Annotated in this window: 15 protein-coding genes and 2 tRNA genes; 14 read left to right on the top strand and 3 right to left on the bottom strand. The window is 68.7% G+C overall.

The window, feature by feature from the left end; all coding sequences use genetic code 11:
* Positions 1–174 precede the first annotated feature (174 nt).
* From gyrB to VLF38_RS07280, 8 genes are all read left to right on the top strand, one after another.
* Positions 175–2,211, top strand: coding sequence for a DNA topoisomerase (ATP-hydrolyzing) subunit B (gene gyrB / locus VLF38_RS07315; RefSeq protein ID WP_325270620.1), 2,037 nt, complete (start codon positions 175–177; stop codon positions 2,209–2,211).
* A 51-nt stretch (positions 2,212–2,262) separates the two neighbouring features.
* Positions 2,263–4,923, top strand: a complete 2,661-nt coding sequence (gene gyrA / locus VLF38_RS07310; RefSeq protein ID WP_325270619.1) for a DNA gyrase subunit A — start codon at positions 2,263–2,265, stop codon at positions 4,921–4,923.
* A complete protein-coding gene (locus VLF38_RS07305) occupies positions 4,923–5,432 on the top strand; it encodes a DUF3566 domain-containing protein (protein ID WP_325270618.1) in 510 nt (169 codons plus the stop codon). Before gyrA ends, VLF38_RS07305 begins: the two co-directional genes overlap by 1 nt.
* A gap of 84 nt (positions 5,433–5,516) precedes the next feature.
* Positions 5,517–5,593: transfer RNA gene (locus VLF38_RS07300), tRNA-Ile, on the top strand.
* Positions 5,594–5,703: 110 nt separating this feature from the next.
* Entirely contained in the window at positions 5,704–5,820 is a 117-nt protein-coding gene (locus VLF38_RS07295) for a DLW-39 family protein (RefSeq protein WP_219907128.1), read from the top strand.
* Between the two features lie 31 nt (positions 5,821–5,851).
* A tRNA-Ala gene (locus tag VLF38_RS07290) sits at positions 5,852–5,927 on the top strand.
* Positions 5,928–6,065: 138 nt separating this feature from the next.
* The gene (locus VLF38_RS07285) at positions 6,066–6,293 is read left to right on the top strand and encodes a hypothetical protein (RefSeq protein WP_325270617.1); all 228 of its coding nucleotides are present in this window, start codon (positions 6,066–6,068) and stop codon (positions 6,291–6,293) included.
* Between the two features lie 87 nt (positions 6,294–6,380).
* Entirely contained in the window at positions 6,381–7,382 is a 1,002-nt protein-coding gene (locus VLF38_RS07280; protein ID WP_325270616.1) for a hypothetical protein, read from the top strand.
* A 6-nt stretch (positions 7,383–7,388) separates the two neighbouring features.
* Here VLF38_RS07280 and VLF38_RS07275 read toward each other — a convergent pair whose 3' ends face one another.
* Positions 7,389–7,850, bottom strand: a complete 462-nt coding sequence (locus VLF38_RS07275) for a MarR family transcriptional regulator (RefSeq protein ID WP_325270615.1) — start codon at positions 7,848–7,850, stop codon at positions 7,389–7,391.
* A gap of 65 nt (positions 7,851–7,915) precedes the next feature.
* Between VLF38_RS07275 and VLF38_RS07270 the strand changes: the two genes are divergently transcribed.
* Together VLF38_RS07270 and VLF38_RS07265 are read left to right on the top strand one after the other, a co-directional pair.
* Complete coding sequence (locus VLF38_RS07270) at positions 7,916–8,737, top strand: sulfurtransferase (RefSeq protein ID WP_325270614.1); 822 nt, start codon at positions 7,916–7,918, stop codon at positions 8,735–8,737.
* A gap of 2 nt (positions 8,738–8,739) precedes the next feature.
* Positions 8,740–9,078 carry a hypothetical protein gene (locus VLF38_RS07265; protein WP_325270613.1) on the top strand — a complete coding sequence of 113 codons (339 nt, stop codon included), beginning with the start codon at positions 8,740–8,742 and terminating at the stop codon, positions 9,076–9,078.
* 22 nt (positions 9,079–9,100) lie between these two features.
* On the opposite strand, the gene VLF38_RS07260 is transcribed toward VLF38_RS07265, so the two are convergent.
* Entirely contained in the window at positions 9,101–9,898 is a 798-nt protein-coding gene (locus tag VLF38_RS07260; protein WP_325270612.1) for an MBL fold metallo-hydrolase, read from the bottom strand.
* 22 nt (positions 9,899–9,920) lie between these two features.
* Here VLF38_RS07260 and VLF38_RS07255 point away from each other — a divergent pair, with 22 nt between their 5' ends.
* On the top strand, positions 9,921–10,655 hold the full coding sequence (locus VLF38_RS07255) for an SURF1 family protein (protein WP_325270611.1): 735 nt from the start codon (positions 9,921–9,923) through the stop codon (positions 10,653–10,655).
* A 24-nt stretch (positions 10,656–10,679) separates the two neighbouring features.
* Complete coding sequence (locus VLF38_RS07250) at positions 10,680–11,063, top strand: DUF3817 domain-containing protein (RefSeq protein WP_325270610.1); 384 nt, start codon at positions 10,680–10,682, stop codon at positions 11,061–11,063.
* Here the strand turns inward: VLF38_RS07250 and VLF38_RS07245 are convergent.
* Positions 11,056–11,430, bottom strand: coding sequence for a hypothetical protein (locus tag VLF38_RS07245; protein WP_325270609.1), 375 nt, complete (start codon positions 11,428–11,430; stop codon positions 11,056–11,058). The two genes, VLF38_RS07250 and VLF38_RS07245, sit on opposite strands and share 8 nt — an antisense overlap.
* 85 nt (positions 11,431–11,515) lie before the next feature.
* Here VLF38_RS07245 and VLF38_RS07240 point away from each other — a divergent pair, with 85 nt between their 5' ends.
* Both VLF38_RS07240 and VLF38_RS07235 read left to right on the top strand, forming a co-directional pair.
* Complete coding sequence (locus VLF38_RS07240) at positions 11,516–12,028, top strand: peptidylprolyl isomerase (RefSeq protein ID WP_325270608.1); 513 nt, start codon at positions 11,516–11,518, stop codon at positions 12,026–12,028.
* Positions 12,029–12,175: 147 nt separating this feature from the next.
* Complete coding sequence (locus VLF38_RS07235; RefSeq protein ID WP_325270607.1) at positions 12,176–12,952, top strand: rhomboid family intramembrane serine protease; 777 nt, start codon at positions 12,176–12,178, stop codon at positions 12,950–12,952.
* Positions 12,953–12,978: the final 26 nt, after the last annotated feature.

The following is a 12,978-nucleotide window of genomic DNA, read 5'->3' as shown; positions in this document are numbered from 1 at the left end:
GCGTGAACGGCGCGATCTCTCCACAGATCACCTCCCTTTCCGGGACGGCAACGCGCTCTCGCGCGCGCACGCGGGTAACATGGGTCACTCAGGTCGCCCGCTCGTGCTGTGCGGCCTTCTGCATGTCTCGCCACGTAATGAAGAGGTCGCCGGGTGTCGGAGCAGGACCAGGTCATGAACGAGTACGACGCTTCGGCGATCCAGGTCCTCGAGGGCCTCGAAGCAGTCCGCAAGCGCCCCGGCATGTACATCGGCTCGACCGGTGTGCGCGGCCTGCACCACCTGATCTGGGAGATCGTCGACAACGCGGTCGACGAGGCGCTCGCCGGTCACTGCGACGAGATCCTCGTCAAGCTCAACGCCGACGGCTCGGTCAGTGTCGTCGACAACGGCCGCGGCATCCCGACCGACACCGCGCCCGGCCAGGAGGTCCCGGCCGCGACCCTCGCGCTCACCGTCCTCCACGCGGGCGGCAAGTTCGGCGGCGGCGGCTACAAGGTGTCCGGTGGTCTCCACGGCGTCGGCTCGTCGGTGGTCAACGCGCTCTCCGACAAGCTGAAGCTCGAGATCAAGAACCGCGGCTACCTCTGGGAGCAGGAGTTCTCCCTCGGCGCCCCCGACTACGACCTGCGCCAGGTCCGCCCGCTCGAGGAGGGTGAGCGCACCGGCACGACCGTGACCTGGTTCGCCTCCCCCGACATCTTCGAGACGACCGTCTACAACCTCGAGACGATCACCAACCGCTTCCGCGAGATGGCTTTCCTCAACAAGGGTCTCCGCATCGTCCTGCGCGACGAGCGTCCGGAGTCGGCCGAGATCGTCGACGCGATCGAGGACGACACGATCGCCAACGAGGTCGACCACGCGACGGCCGACCAGCCGCACCGCGAGGGCGAGGCGCTCGAGATCGTCTTCCAGTACGAGCGGGGCCTGGCCGACTACGTCGACCACCTCAACAAGCGCAAGGCGACCCTGTCGCCGATCATCGCCTTCGAGGCGGAGACCGGCGATGACGCGCCCAACCCGATGAGCCTCGAGATCGCGATGCAGTGGCAGGCGTCGTCGTACAACGAGTCGGTCCACACCTTCGCCAACACGATCAACACCCCCGAGGGCGGCACGCACGAGGAGGGCTTCCGTGCGGCGCTGACCACGCTCATGAACAAGTGGGGCGAGACCTGGGGCCTGATCAAGAAGAAGGAGGACAGGCTCACCGGTGACGACATCCGTGAGGGCCTGACCGCGATCATCAGCCTCAAGATCTCCAACCCGCAGTTCGAGGGCCAGACCAAGGCCAAGCTCGGCAACACCGAGGCCAAGGGCTTCACGCAGGGCTGCGTGAACGACCAGCTCAGCGACTGGCTCGAGAAGAACCCGAACGACGGCAAGGAGATCATCCGCAAGGCGCAGGCGGCCGCGACCGCGCGCATCGCGGCGCGCAAGGCACGCGACCTGGCTCGCAATCGCAAGGGCCTGCTCGGTGGTGGCGGCCTCCCGGGCAAGCTCTCCGACTGCCAGTCGACGAAGCCCGAGGAGTGCGAGGTCTTCATCGTCGAGGGTGACTCCGCCGGTGGCTCGGCGCGTCAGGGTCGCGACCCGCGGATCCAGGCGATCCTCCCGATCCGCGGCAAGATCCTCAACGTCGAGAAGGCGCGCATCGACAAGGTCCTGGCCAACCAGGAGGTCCAGGCGATCATCTCGGCGCTCGGCACCGGTGTGCATGAGGAGTTCAACCTCGAGAAGCTGCGCTACCACAAGGTCGTGCTGATGGCCGATGCCGATGTCGACGGCCACCACATCAACACGCTGCTGCTGACGCTGCTCTTCCGCTTCATGAAGCCGCTCATCGAGCACGGCTTCGTCTACATGGCCCAGCCGCCGCTCTACCGCCTCCGGTGGAACAAGCCGGCCGAGCACGAGTTCGTCTACTCCGACGCCGAGCGCGACGCGCTCATGGCCGACGGCCTGGCCAACGGCAAGAAGCTGCCGAAGGAGAACCCCGTGCAGCGCTACAAGGGTCTCGGTGAGATGAACGCCGAGGAGCTGTGGGAGACCACGATGAACCCCGACCAGCGCCTCATGCTCCAGGTGACCCTGGACGACGCCGCCCAGGCCGACGAGATCTTCTCGACGCTGATGGGCGAGGACGTCGAGCAGCGCCGTTCCTTCATCCAGCGCAACGCCAAGGACGTTCGATTCCTCGATATCTGAGTCTCTAGATCCAGATTTAGATTCGAGTAGACGAGTTCAGAGAGACGCATCGTGACTGAAACCCCCACTCCCTCCGGCGGCCGCATCGAGCCGGTCGAGCTGCAGACCTCCATGCAGCGCGCCTACATCGACTACGCGATGGCGGTCATCGTCGGCCGTGCGCTGCCCGACGTACGCGATGGCCTCAAGCCGGTCCACCGCCGCGTCCTCTACGCGATGTACGACGGCGGCTACCGCCCCGACCGCGGCTTCTCGAAGTGTTCGCGCGTCGTCGGTGACGTCATGGGTCAGTACCACCCGCACGGTGACTCCGCGATCTATGACACCCTCGTCCGCCTCGCGCAGCCGTGGGTCATGCGAGCTCCGCTGGTCCAGGGCCAGGGCAACTTCGGCTCCGCGGGCAACGACTCGGCCGCGGCCATGCGATACACCGAGTGCCGCATGGCGCCGCTGGCGCTCGAGATGGTCCGCGACATCGAGCAGGACACCGTCGACTTCCAGCCCAACTACGACGGCCGGTCCTCGGAGCCGACGGTGCTGCCGTCGCGCTACCCGAACCTGCTGGTCAACGGCTCCGCCGGTATCGCGGTCGGCATGGCGACCAACATCCCGCCGCACAACCTCCGCGAGGTCGCCGAGGGCGCGCAGTGGGCGCTCGAGCACCCCGACGCGTCGCGCGAGGAGCTGCAGGACGCGCTCATCGAGCGGATCAAGGGCCCCGACTTCCCCAACGGCGCGCTGATCGTCGGTCGCCAGGGCATCGAGCAGGCCTACCGCACGGGTCGCGGATCCGTCACCCAGCGCGCGGTCATCGAGATCGACGAGGACAACCGGGGTCGCACCTGCCTCTCGATCACCGAGCTGCCCTACATGGTCAACCCGGACAACCTCGCGCTGAAGATCGCCGAGCTGGCCGACAGCGGCAAGATCCAGGGCATCTCCGACGTGCGCGACGACTCGTCGGGTCGCACCGGCCAGCGCCTGGTGGTCGTGCTCAAGCGCGACGCCGTCGCCCGGGTCGTGCTCAACAACCTGCTCAAGCACACCGAGCTGCAGACCAACTTCTCGGCCAACATGCTCGCGCTCGTCGACGGTGTGCCGCGCACGCTCACGATCGACCAGTTCATCAGCAACTGGGTGGCCCACCAGATCGACGTCATCCAGCGTCGTACGCGCTTCCGCCTCAATGAGGCCGAGGAGCGGGCCCACATCTACCGCGGCCTGGTGAAGGCCCTCGACATGCTCGACGAGGTCATCGCGCTCATCCGTCGCTCCCCCGACGTCAACGACGCGCGCACCGGCCTCATGGAGCTCCTCGAGATCGACGAGATCCAGGCCAACGCGATCCTCGAGATGCAGCTGCGCCGCCTGGCCGCCCTCGAGCGCCAGAAGATCATCGACGAGCTCGAGCGCCTCGAGGCGCTCATCGCCGACCTCAAGGACATCCTCGAGAAGCCGGAGCGCCAGCGCGCGATCATCAGCGAGGAGCTCGCCGAGATCGTCGAGAAGTTCGGCGACGAGCGGCGCACCCAGATCATCGCGGCCGACGGCGACCTCTCCATGGAGGACCTGATCCCGGACGACGAGCTCGTCGTCTCGATCACGCGCGGCGGCTACGCCAAGCGGACCCTCGCGTCGGCGTACCGGCTGCAGAAGCGTGGGGGCAAGGGCGTGCGGGGTGCGTCGCTCAAGGGCGACGACGTGGTGGAGCACTTCATCTCGACGACCAACCACCACTGGCTGCTCTTCTTCACGACGGCCGGCCGGGTCTACCGGACCAAGGCCTACAACCTCCCCGAGGCGTCGCGTGACGCGAAGGGTGGCCACGTCGCAGGCCTGCTGAGCTTCCAGCCCGACGAGTCGATCGCGCAGGTGCTGGCGATCCGTGACTACGAGCAGGCGCCGTACCTCGTGCTCGCCACGAAGCACGGACTGGTCAAGAAGACCCGCCTGGGTGACTACAACTCCCCGCGCCAGGCCGGCGTCATCGCGATCAACTTCCGCGAGGACGACGACGAGCTGATCGGCGCCGAGCTGGTCAACAGCGAGGACCACGTCCTGCTCGTCTCGCGCAAGGCGCAGGCGATCCGCTTCCCCGCGTCGGACGACCAGCTGCGGCCGATGGGGCGCGCGACGTCCGGCGTCTCCGGCATGAAGTTCCGCGACGGCGACGAGCTGCTCTCCATGGCGGTGATCCGCGCCGAGCAGATCGCGGCCGAGGAGGCTGCGGAGGAGGCCGGCGAGACGCCGGAGGAGTCGGCGGTCATCGAGCAGTACGTCTTCACCATGACCGATGGTGGCTATGCCAAGCGCTCCCGGATCTCCGACTACCGCGTGCAGTCACGAGGTGGCCTCGGCATCAAGGCCATGCAGCTCAGCGACGAGAAGCGCGGCAGCCTGGTCGGTGCCTTCATCGTGGTCGAGGGCGACGAGATCCTCTCCATCACCAACAGTGGCCAGGTCGTCCGCTCCCCCATCGATGACAACTTCCCGGCCAAGGGTCGCTCGACGATGGGCGTGAAGTTCGTGACCCCGAAGAAGGGTGACGCCGTCGCGGTCGTCGCTCGCTCGGTCGAGGCGCGCGACGAGGACGTCGACGCCGAAGGCGCCGGGGTCGAGGATGCAACAATCGAGGCTCCGGAGGCTGGCGGCGACGCGAGCACCGCAACCGCCGATGTGCCGGCCGAGACGACCGACGAGAGTGAGCAGTGATGAGCGACGAGGGGTCGAAGCAGACGCTGGGTGAGCGGATCAACAGCGCGATCGCAGCCGCGAGCGTCGAGATGAAGGCGAGCGCCAACCCCGAGTCGAAGGAGCACGCAGCCGCTGCCGCGGAGGTCCACGGGCGCACCCCCCGTCGTGCCCGCCTGCGCCTCACGCGGATCGACCCGTGGTCGGTGATGAAGACGTCGTTCCTGCTGGCGGTCGCCTTCGGCATCGTCACGGTCGTCGCGGTCGCCGTCGTCTGGAGCGTGCTCGGTGTCGCCGGCGTCTGGGACTCCATCAACACCACGGTCGGTGGCGTCATGGGTGGCAGCGGCGATGGCTTCGACGTCAACAACTACCTCGGCACCACCCGCGTCCTCGGCTTCACGATGCTCATCTCGGTGATCGACACCGTGCTGATCACCGCTGTCGCGACGCTCACGGCGTTCCTCTACAACATGGCAGCCGCCCTCCTGGGTGGCATCGAGGTGACCCTCGCGGAGGACCAGAACTGATCGCTCCGGACCCCGTTTTGGAGCTTGGACGGGGCCTCCGGTAACGTTCCGCCACGGTTCACACCACGGCTGCACGCAGCCGACGCGCCTATAGCTCAGACGGTTAGAGCACCACACTGATAATGTGGGGGTCGGAGGTTCAAGTCCTCCTAGGCGCACCACGCAGACACCGCCCGCGATCTCCTGGACGCGGGCGGTGCGCATTTCGGCGTACGCCGCCAGGTCGAGACCGATGTGGGGTGTGAGGCCGGGCGTTGGTAACCTCTCGCCCATGAAGAAGATCGTCCTCCTCGCCCTGGCCGCTGCCGCCGCTGTCTTCGCCAAGAAGAAGCTCGACGCCTCCAAGGCCGAGCAGGCGCTCTGGGCGCAGGCCACCGACCCGGTCTGATCCTTCTTCCCCGTACGCCGCGGCGTACGTCGGGGCCTTGGCGCAATTGGTAGCGCACCTGCTTTGCAAGCAGGGGGTTAGGGGTTCGAGTCCCCTAGGCTCCACCACCTGGACGGCGATGCACGCACGCTGGCTGCGTCGTCCTCAGTCGTCGATCGCTCCGCTCACAGATCGACTTCCCTCCAGCGCCGTGCGATCGCACGCGCCTCACCACCGGAACGGTCGGCACGCCGTACGGTCTGTACATGGAATCTTCGTTGTTCCTGCTGGCCTTCGGACTTGTCTTCCTGGTCGGCGGGATCTTCTGGCTCTGGATGCTGATCGACGCGCTGCGACGCCCGGCGGCGGAGTGGGAGGCAGCCGGCCAGAACCAGATCATCCACGTCGTGGTGATCGTCGTACTCGGGTTCATCGGTGCAATCGTCTACGCCCTCGTGGCCCGGCCGCGGCTGGTCGAGGTAGCACGTAGCTGATCCGGCCGCGCCCGCACAACGTCATAGGACCTGGTCGTTCTAGCGACCACGTCCTATGACGTCCCGGCAACGCCTTACCCTCGTGCGGTGCGTTCTCTCCTCGGGGCGGTGCTGAGCACCGTCGTGCTCGCAGGCTGCAGCGCCCCCGCGCAGACGCCGGTCGCCGCGCCCGCACCGACCGAGATCCCCGCGTCGCTCGAGCTGCCGGCGCACCCGACCGGACAGGCCTGGCGGGCGCTCGCGCTCGTCCCGGCCGACGCCACGGTGGTCACGATCACGGACTTCGACGCGATGCGTGCGCGGTTCGGCGTACCGGACCTGACCAGCGAGGACCTGATGGCGGACCGGTCGGCGTTCTGGGAGCGGGCCCGCGCGGAGGGAGTGCTCTTCACCGACGGGCTGCTCCGTGATGACCACTCCCGGTTCTGGCTCGACCACGGCTTCACCGAGGACGACGTCGACTGGGAAGTGCGGTTCACGGGGCCGAGGGGCTCGGGCTACGTCGTGGCGTTCCGGCCGGGGCTCGACATGACCAGGGTGGCGGCAGCACGCCGCGAGAAGGCGCTAACCGGGGCGACGGTGATGACCGACGAGCACCTCCTCGTGAAGGGTGTCGCGGCCGAGGGCGAGCCCGTCTGGGCAGCGGACCCTGCCCTGCCGGACCTGACCGACGAGCGCGCGGAGTCGGCGTACCTCCGGCGTGGGTGCATTCCGGTCCGTACGGCGCTCGGCGACGATGCCACTGCGGAGCACCAGGCGACGCTCATCGGTGAACTCGACCCGCGCAACCTCGACGAGCTCACGGCGTTCTCCGTGTCGTTCAGCGAGGGACTGGCGACGGCACGGCTCGGGGAGAGCCGCGGCGACCTCATCGCGCGCGGGAAGATCACCGAGGCCTGGCCTCGCGTCACTACGGCGATGGGCTTTGCCGACGGCTTTCGCCGCGACGTGCTCAACGATCCTTCGACCGGCCGGATCGGGCTCCGGACGAAGGCACCGCAGGCCGCTGCCGCCGTGACCGTGGCTGACCTGCTGCCATTCGCGATCTGCGACGCCATCGAGCCGTGGGAGGAGCCGACCGGGCTCTGACGGGTCTCAGCCGGTCGCGGCGGCGATCACCTGGGTGAGCCGCTTGTGCAGCTCGAGGAGCTCGTCGAGCGGGAGGCCGAGTCGTTCGACGATAGCGGGCGGGATGTTGAGGGCGTCGTCGCGCAGTGCCCGCCCCTTCTCGGTGAGGACGACGGCCAGCGCGCGCTCGTCGTGCGGGTCCCGCTCGCGGCGGACGTAGCCGCTCGTCTCGAGTCGCTTGAGGAGTGGCGACAACGTGCCCGGGTCGAGCTGGAGCAGCTTCGAGAGCTCGTTGACCCGGAGTGGCTCGTGCTCCCAGAGGGCGAGCATGACCAGGTACTGCGGGTGGGTCAGGCCCATCGGCTCCAGCAGCGGCTTGTAGGTCGCGATCACGCTGCGCGACGCAATGGCGAGGGCGAAACAGACCTGCTGCTCCAGGGCGAGCGGGTTCTCGATGCCCTCGAGGGAGGACGGTGTGCTGCGGCTCATGTTGTGAGTGTACCAATGCTTAGTGTACAAATCATTAGTACACCAACGAAATGAAGGAGTGCACCATGGCCCGCACCGACGTCCTCGTGGACGGCGACTGGCTCGAGCAGCACCTCGCGACCCCCGGCGTGGTGGTCATCGAGGTCGACGAGGACACCGCCGCCCACGGCATCACCCACATCCCCGGCGCGATCCAGCTCGACTGGCGTGCCGATCTGCAGCACCCGGCTCGCCGCGACGTCATCGACCAGGCCGGCTTCAGCGCGCTGCTGTCGACCAAGGGCGTTGCGAACGATGACACCGTCGTGCTCTACGGCGGCGACAACAACTGGTTCGCGGCGTACGCGTACTGGTACTTCAAGATCTACGGTCACCGCGACGTTCGCCTCCTCGACGGCGGTCGCAAGAAGTGGGAGCTCGAGGGGCGGCCGCTGGAGTCGACGCCGGTCGCCCGGCCGGCGACCACCTACGTGGCGGCACCGGCTGACCTGAGCATCCGCGCCTTCCGCGACGATGTGATCGCAGCGATCGGCAGCACGCCGATCCTCGACGTACGGTCGCCTGCGGAGTTCAGCGGCGAGATCTTGGCCCCCGCGCACTTCCCGCAGGAGCAGCCGCAGGTCCGCGGTCACGTCCCGACGGCGGTCAACGTGCCGTGGGCGAAGTCCGCTGCCGAGGACGGCAGCTTCCGTCCCGACGACGAGCTCCGCGAGCTGTACGCCGACGTGCTCGGCGGTGACGAGGTGATCGCCTACTGCAGGATCGGGGAGCGCAGTGCGCACACCTGGTTCGTGCTGTCGGAGCTGCTCGGCGTCGAGAAGGTGCGCAACTACGACGGCTCCTGGGTCGAGTACGGCAGCCTCATCGGCGCACCGGTCGAGGTCTGACGATGAGCGCCGGGCAGCAGCGCCGAGCGCGCCACCTGATGGATCCGGCCAACCCGGTTCGCCCGGTGAACGACGCCAGCCTCACCTCGGTGCAGCGCTGGGTGCTGTCGTCGCTGACGGTCGTGACCGTGGCGCACTTCGCGGTCGGCCTCGTCGTGGCGGCGCTCGCGATGCCCCACGGCGCGGTCGGAGGGCGCCTGGTGCTCGCCGTCATCGCCACGGTTCTCTGGGTGGCGGGCATCGCCGGCGCACGCGCGATCCACGGCATCGCCGTGCGGAGCTCGTGGCTCGCGCTGGGCCTGCTGCTCGGCGCGGTCGGCGCGGTCGTCGTGCTGCGCTGACCCTCGCCGGGCCTGCGCGTCGTCAGCGGAGGGCGTCGAGCTCGGGCGCGTCGTGGGCGGAGAAGACAGTCACCTCGGGGTGGCCGGCACGGAGCTCGCGGAGCCGCTCCTGGTTGGTGCGGCGCTCCTTCTCGTGGACCGCCATCAGCTTCTGGAAGCCCACCATGCCGAAGTTGTACGACGGCGGCGTCTCGAGCTCACCGCGCCAGAAGTAGCTGTCACCGGCGTGCAGGATCCAGCCACCGTCCGGCGTACGGACGGCGACGCCGGCGTGGCCGCGGGTGTGGCCACGGAGCGGGATGAGCACGACGTCGTCGCCGACCGCACGGACACCGGTGAAGCCGAACCAGTCGTCGCCGCCGGCCTCGTGGACTTCCCAGCGCGGGCCGTGCGCCCACTGCGCCTGGATGTAGCGGCGCTTCTCGAGCAGGGTCGCCGGCTCCATGGCGGCGCGGTGCTCGGCGGCCGTGACGTGGATGCGGGCGTGGGGGAAGTCGCCGATGCCGCCGGCATGGTCGACGTCGAGGTGGGTGAGCACGACGTCGGTGACGTCCTCGGGAGCGTGGCCGAGGGCGGCCAGCTGCGCCACCGCGGTCTGCTCCGCGGCGAGGTCCGGCCGCACCAGGGCGAGGAACGGTCGGCCGAGGCGGGCCTTGTCGGCGAGGTCGCCGGTGCCGAAGCCGCTGTCGACGAGGACCAGGCCGTCGGCCCGCTCCACGAGCAGGCAGTGGGCCACCATGCGGCGCGGCATCAGCCGCCCACCCGGGGCGCCGAAGGGGTGCATCGTTCCGCAGTCGAGGTGGTGGATCCGGGTCGTCATGGGCTGATCGTAGGGTGGCGGCGTGCCAGATCGCCCTCATCCGCTCGCGCCGCGCTACTGGCCGGTGCACCTTCTCGCCCTGGCACTCCTCTCGGCTGCGGTGATGCTCGGTGTCTGGCAGCTCGACGCGTGGAAGTCCAAGCGCGAGGCATCGGCCCGCGACCTCACCACGGTCGCGGCTATCCCGCTCTCCTCGGCGCTCGGCCCGGACGACCCCTTCTCCTCGACGTACGTCGGTCAGCCGGTCTCGGTGCGCGGCACCTGGCTGCCGGAGTCGACGTTCGTCGTGAGCGGGCGGGAGCGGGGCGACGTGGAGGGCTTCTGGGTGGTCACGCCCGTGGCGGTCTCCGGCACCGGATCGGCCATCCCGGTCGTGCGCGGCTGGTCGGCGTCCGGTGCGCGCCCCGAGGCTCCTTCGGGAGAGGTGACGCTCACGGGCTGGCTCCAGCCCGCCGAGGGCACCGGCGAGGTCGACGAGGACCCCGAGGACGACGTCCTGCCGCAGCTGCGCATCGCCGACGCGCTCCACTTCGTCGACCAGGACCTGTACGGCGGCTACGTGATCGCCGCTGACACCGATGCAGGCCTGGAGAAGGCGGAGCTCGACCAGCTCCCGCCGGCTCCGCGCTTCTCCGCGATCCGGAACCTCTTCTACGCCCTCGAGTGGTGGTTCTTCGGAGGCTTCCTGGTCTTCATGTGGTGGCGCTGGCTCGTCGACGAGGTGCTCCGGCGTGACGAGGACGACGTCGAAAGCTGACGTGCGCGCAGGTACCGTTCGGGCGTGAACTCCGCTCTGACGCGTTACCGGGTGATGGCCACCATCGTGGGCATCCTGCTGATCGTCCTCTGCCTGGTCGGCGTGCCGCTCGCCAACTTCGACGGCTCCTCGATGTGGGGCTTCATCCCGGCGACCCCGGAGTGGGTGACGCCCGGCAGCACCGCCCACACGGTCGGCGAGCAGATCACCGAGAAGCTCGGCGTCGCGCACGGCTGGCTCTACATGATCTTCCTGATCACAGCATTCCTGCTGTCGCGACAGGAGCGCTGGAGCATCGGCTACACCGCGGTCACCCTCGCCTGCGGCACGATCCCGATCGTGAGCTTCTGGGCCGAGCACCGGGCCACTCAGCGCGTCCGCGCAGAGGCGCCCGAGCTCGTCAGCTGAGGTCGGTCTCGACCTCTTCGGTCTCCACCGGGTCGGTCGGGCTCGGCTCGGCCGGGGCCGGGTCGACCTGGACAGGGTCGACCTGCCACTCGGCGCCGCCGCCGAGCAGTCGGCGTACGGCCATGAAGACGAGGGCACCGACCCCGCCGAGGACGACCAGCTTCTTGGTGAGCGGGCCGGGAGGAACCTGGCCGACGTGCCTCTTGGGGACCTTCGCGCCCTTGGACTTCGCCATCTTGCGGCCCTTGTTCATCAGCTTCGGGCCCTTGGTCGCCATCTGGTGGAGCGTCTTCTCGATCTGCGGGGCGAGCTCGTCGACGAGCGCGACGAGATCCCTCGGTGCGGTGCTGCCCTTGGACTTGGCCATACGGCGATCCTGCCGCACACGACAGGGTGTCGCCAGCCCCCGGTACGCTCAGGACCGCACTGACTTCGACTCCTGAGAGGCAGCCATGTCTGACCTGAAGGCCACCCTGAAGACCAACAAGGGTGACATCACGATCAACCTGTTCCCCAACCACGCTCCCGCGACGGTGGAGAACTTCGTCGGCCTCGCCGAGGGCACCAAGGACTACACCGACGACGCCGGTCGCTCGGGCGAGAAGTTCTACGACGGCCTCGTCTTCCACCGGATCATCAAGGACTTCATGATCCAGGGCGGCTGCCCGCTCGGCCAGGGCATCGGCGGCCCGGGCTACAAGTTCAAGGACGAGTTCCACCCCGAGCTCTCCTTCAACAAGCCCTACCTCCTGGCCATGGCCAATGCCGGCCCGGGCACCAACGGCTCGCAGTTCTTCATCACCACCGTCGAGACCCCGTGGCTGACCAACCGCCACACCATCTTCGGTGAGGTGGCTGACGACGAGTCCAAGGCCGTCGTCGACGCCATCGAGGGCGTCAAGACCGGTGCCATGGACCGTCCGGTCGACCCGGTGGTCATCGAGTCCGTCGAGATCACCCGCTGATCTGCCTTGAGTGACTCCGCGCCTCCCGCCCCGCAGTGCTACCGGCACGCGGGGCGGGAGACGCACATCTCCTGCCAGCGGTGCAGTCGGCCGATCTGCCCCGACTGCATGCGCGATGCCGCCGTCGGGTTCCAGTGCCCTGACTGCGTGAAGTCGGGCGCACGCCAGACCCGCAGTGGCCGTACGGCGTTCGGCGGCACACGCGTCGCCAACCCCGGCCTCACCTCCGGCCTCCTGATCGCGATCAACGTGGCCGTCTGGCTGCTGATCCTGGTGACGGGGTCGCATGCCAGCCGCTGGATCGACTGGCTCGCGCTGCGGCCCTCGGGCATCTGCGTGGGCGGCGAGTACGCCTGGCCCGACGCGACCGCCGCCAGCTGCACCACCCTCGGCACCTGGCTGCCGGGCGTCGCCGACGGCGCGTGGTGGCAGCTCGTCACCTCGATGTTCACCCATGTCGACGCCCTCCACATCGGCTTCAACATGCTGGCGTTGTGGTTCCTCGGACCGCAGCTCGAGGTGGCGCTGGGCCGGCTGCGCTTCCTCGCCCTCTACCTGCTCTCGGGCCTGGGCGGCTCGCTCCTCGTCTTCTGGTTCGCCCCCGAGTTCACTCCCACCCTCGGTGCGTCGGGTGCCGTCTTCGGACTGATGGCCGGTCTGCTGGTCCTGGCGTTGCGGGTCCGCGGTGACGTCCAGTCGATCCTGATGTGGCTCGGCCTCAACGCGGGCATCACCATCCTCGGCCGTGGCTCGATCTCGTGGCAGGGCCACCTCGGAGGCTTCCTCGGTGGGCTGGCGCTGATGGGCATCTTCGCCTTCGCGCCGAAGGGCCCGCGGCGTACGGCGTGGCAGGGCGCAGGGGTCGCGGCGTACATCGTCGTGCTGGTTGCGCTCCTGGCGCTGCGCGCGGGCGCCCTCGCCTGAGGGCTCGCGTAGGCCGCCTGCGGCGG

Source organism: Nocardioides sp. (assembly GCF_035481145.1).
In the GTDB taxonomy this organism is placed as follows: Bacteria; Actinomycetota; Actinomycetes; order Propionibacteriales; family Nocardioidaceae; genus Nocardioides.
This window is presented reverse-complemented; position numbering and strand designations above follow the sequence as displayed.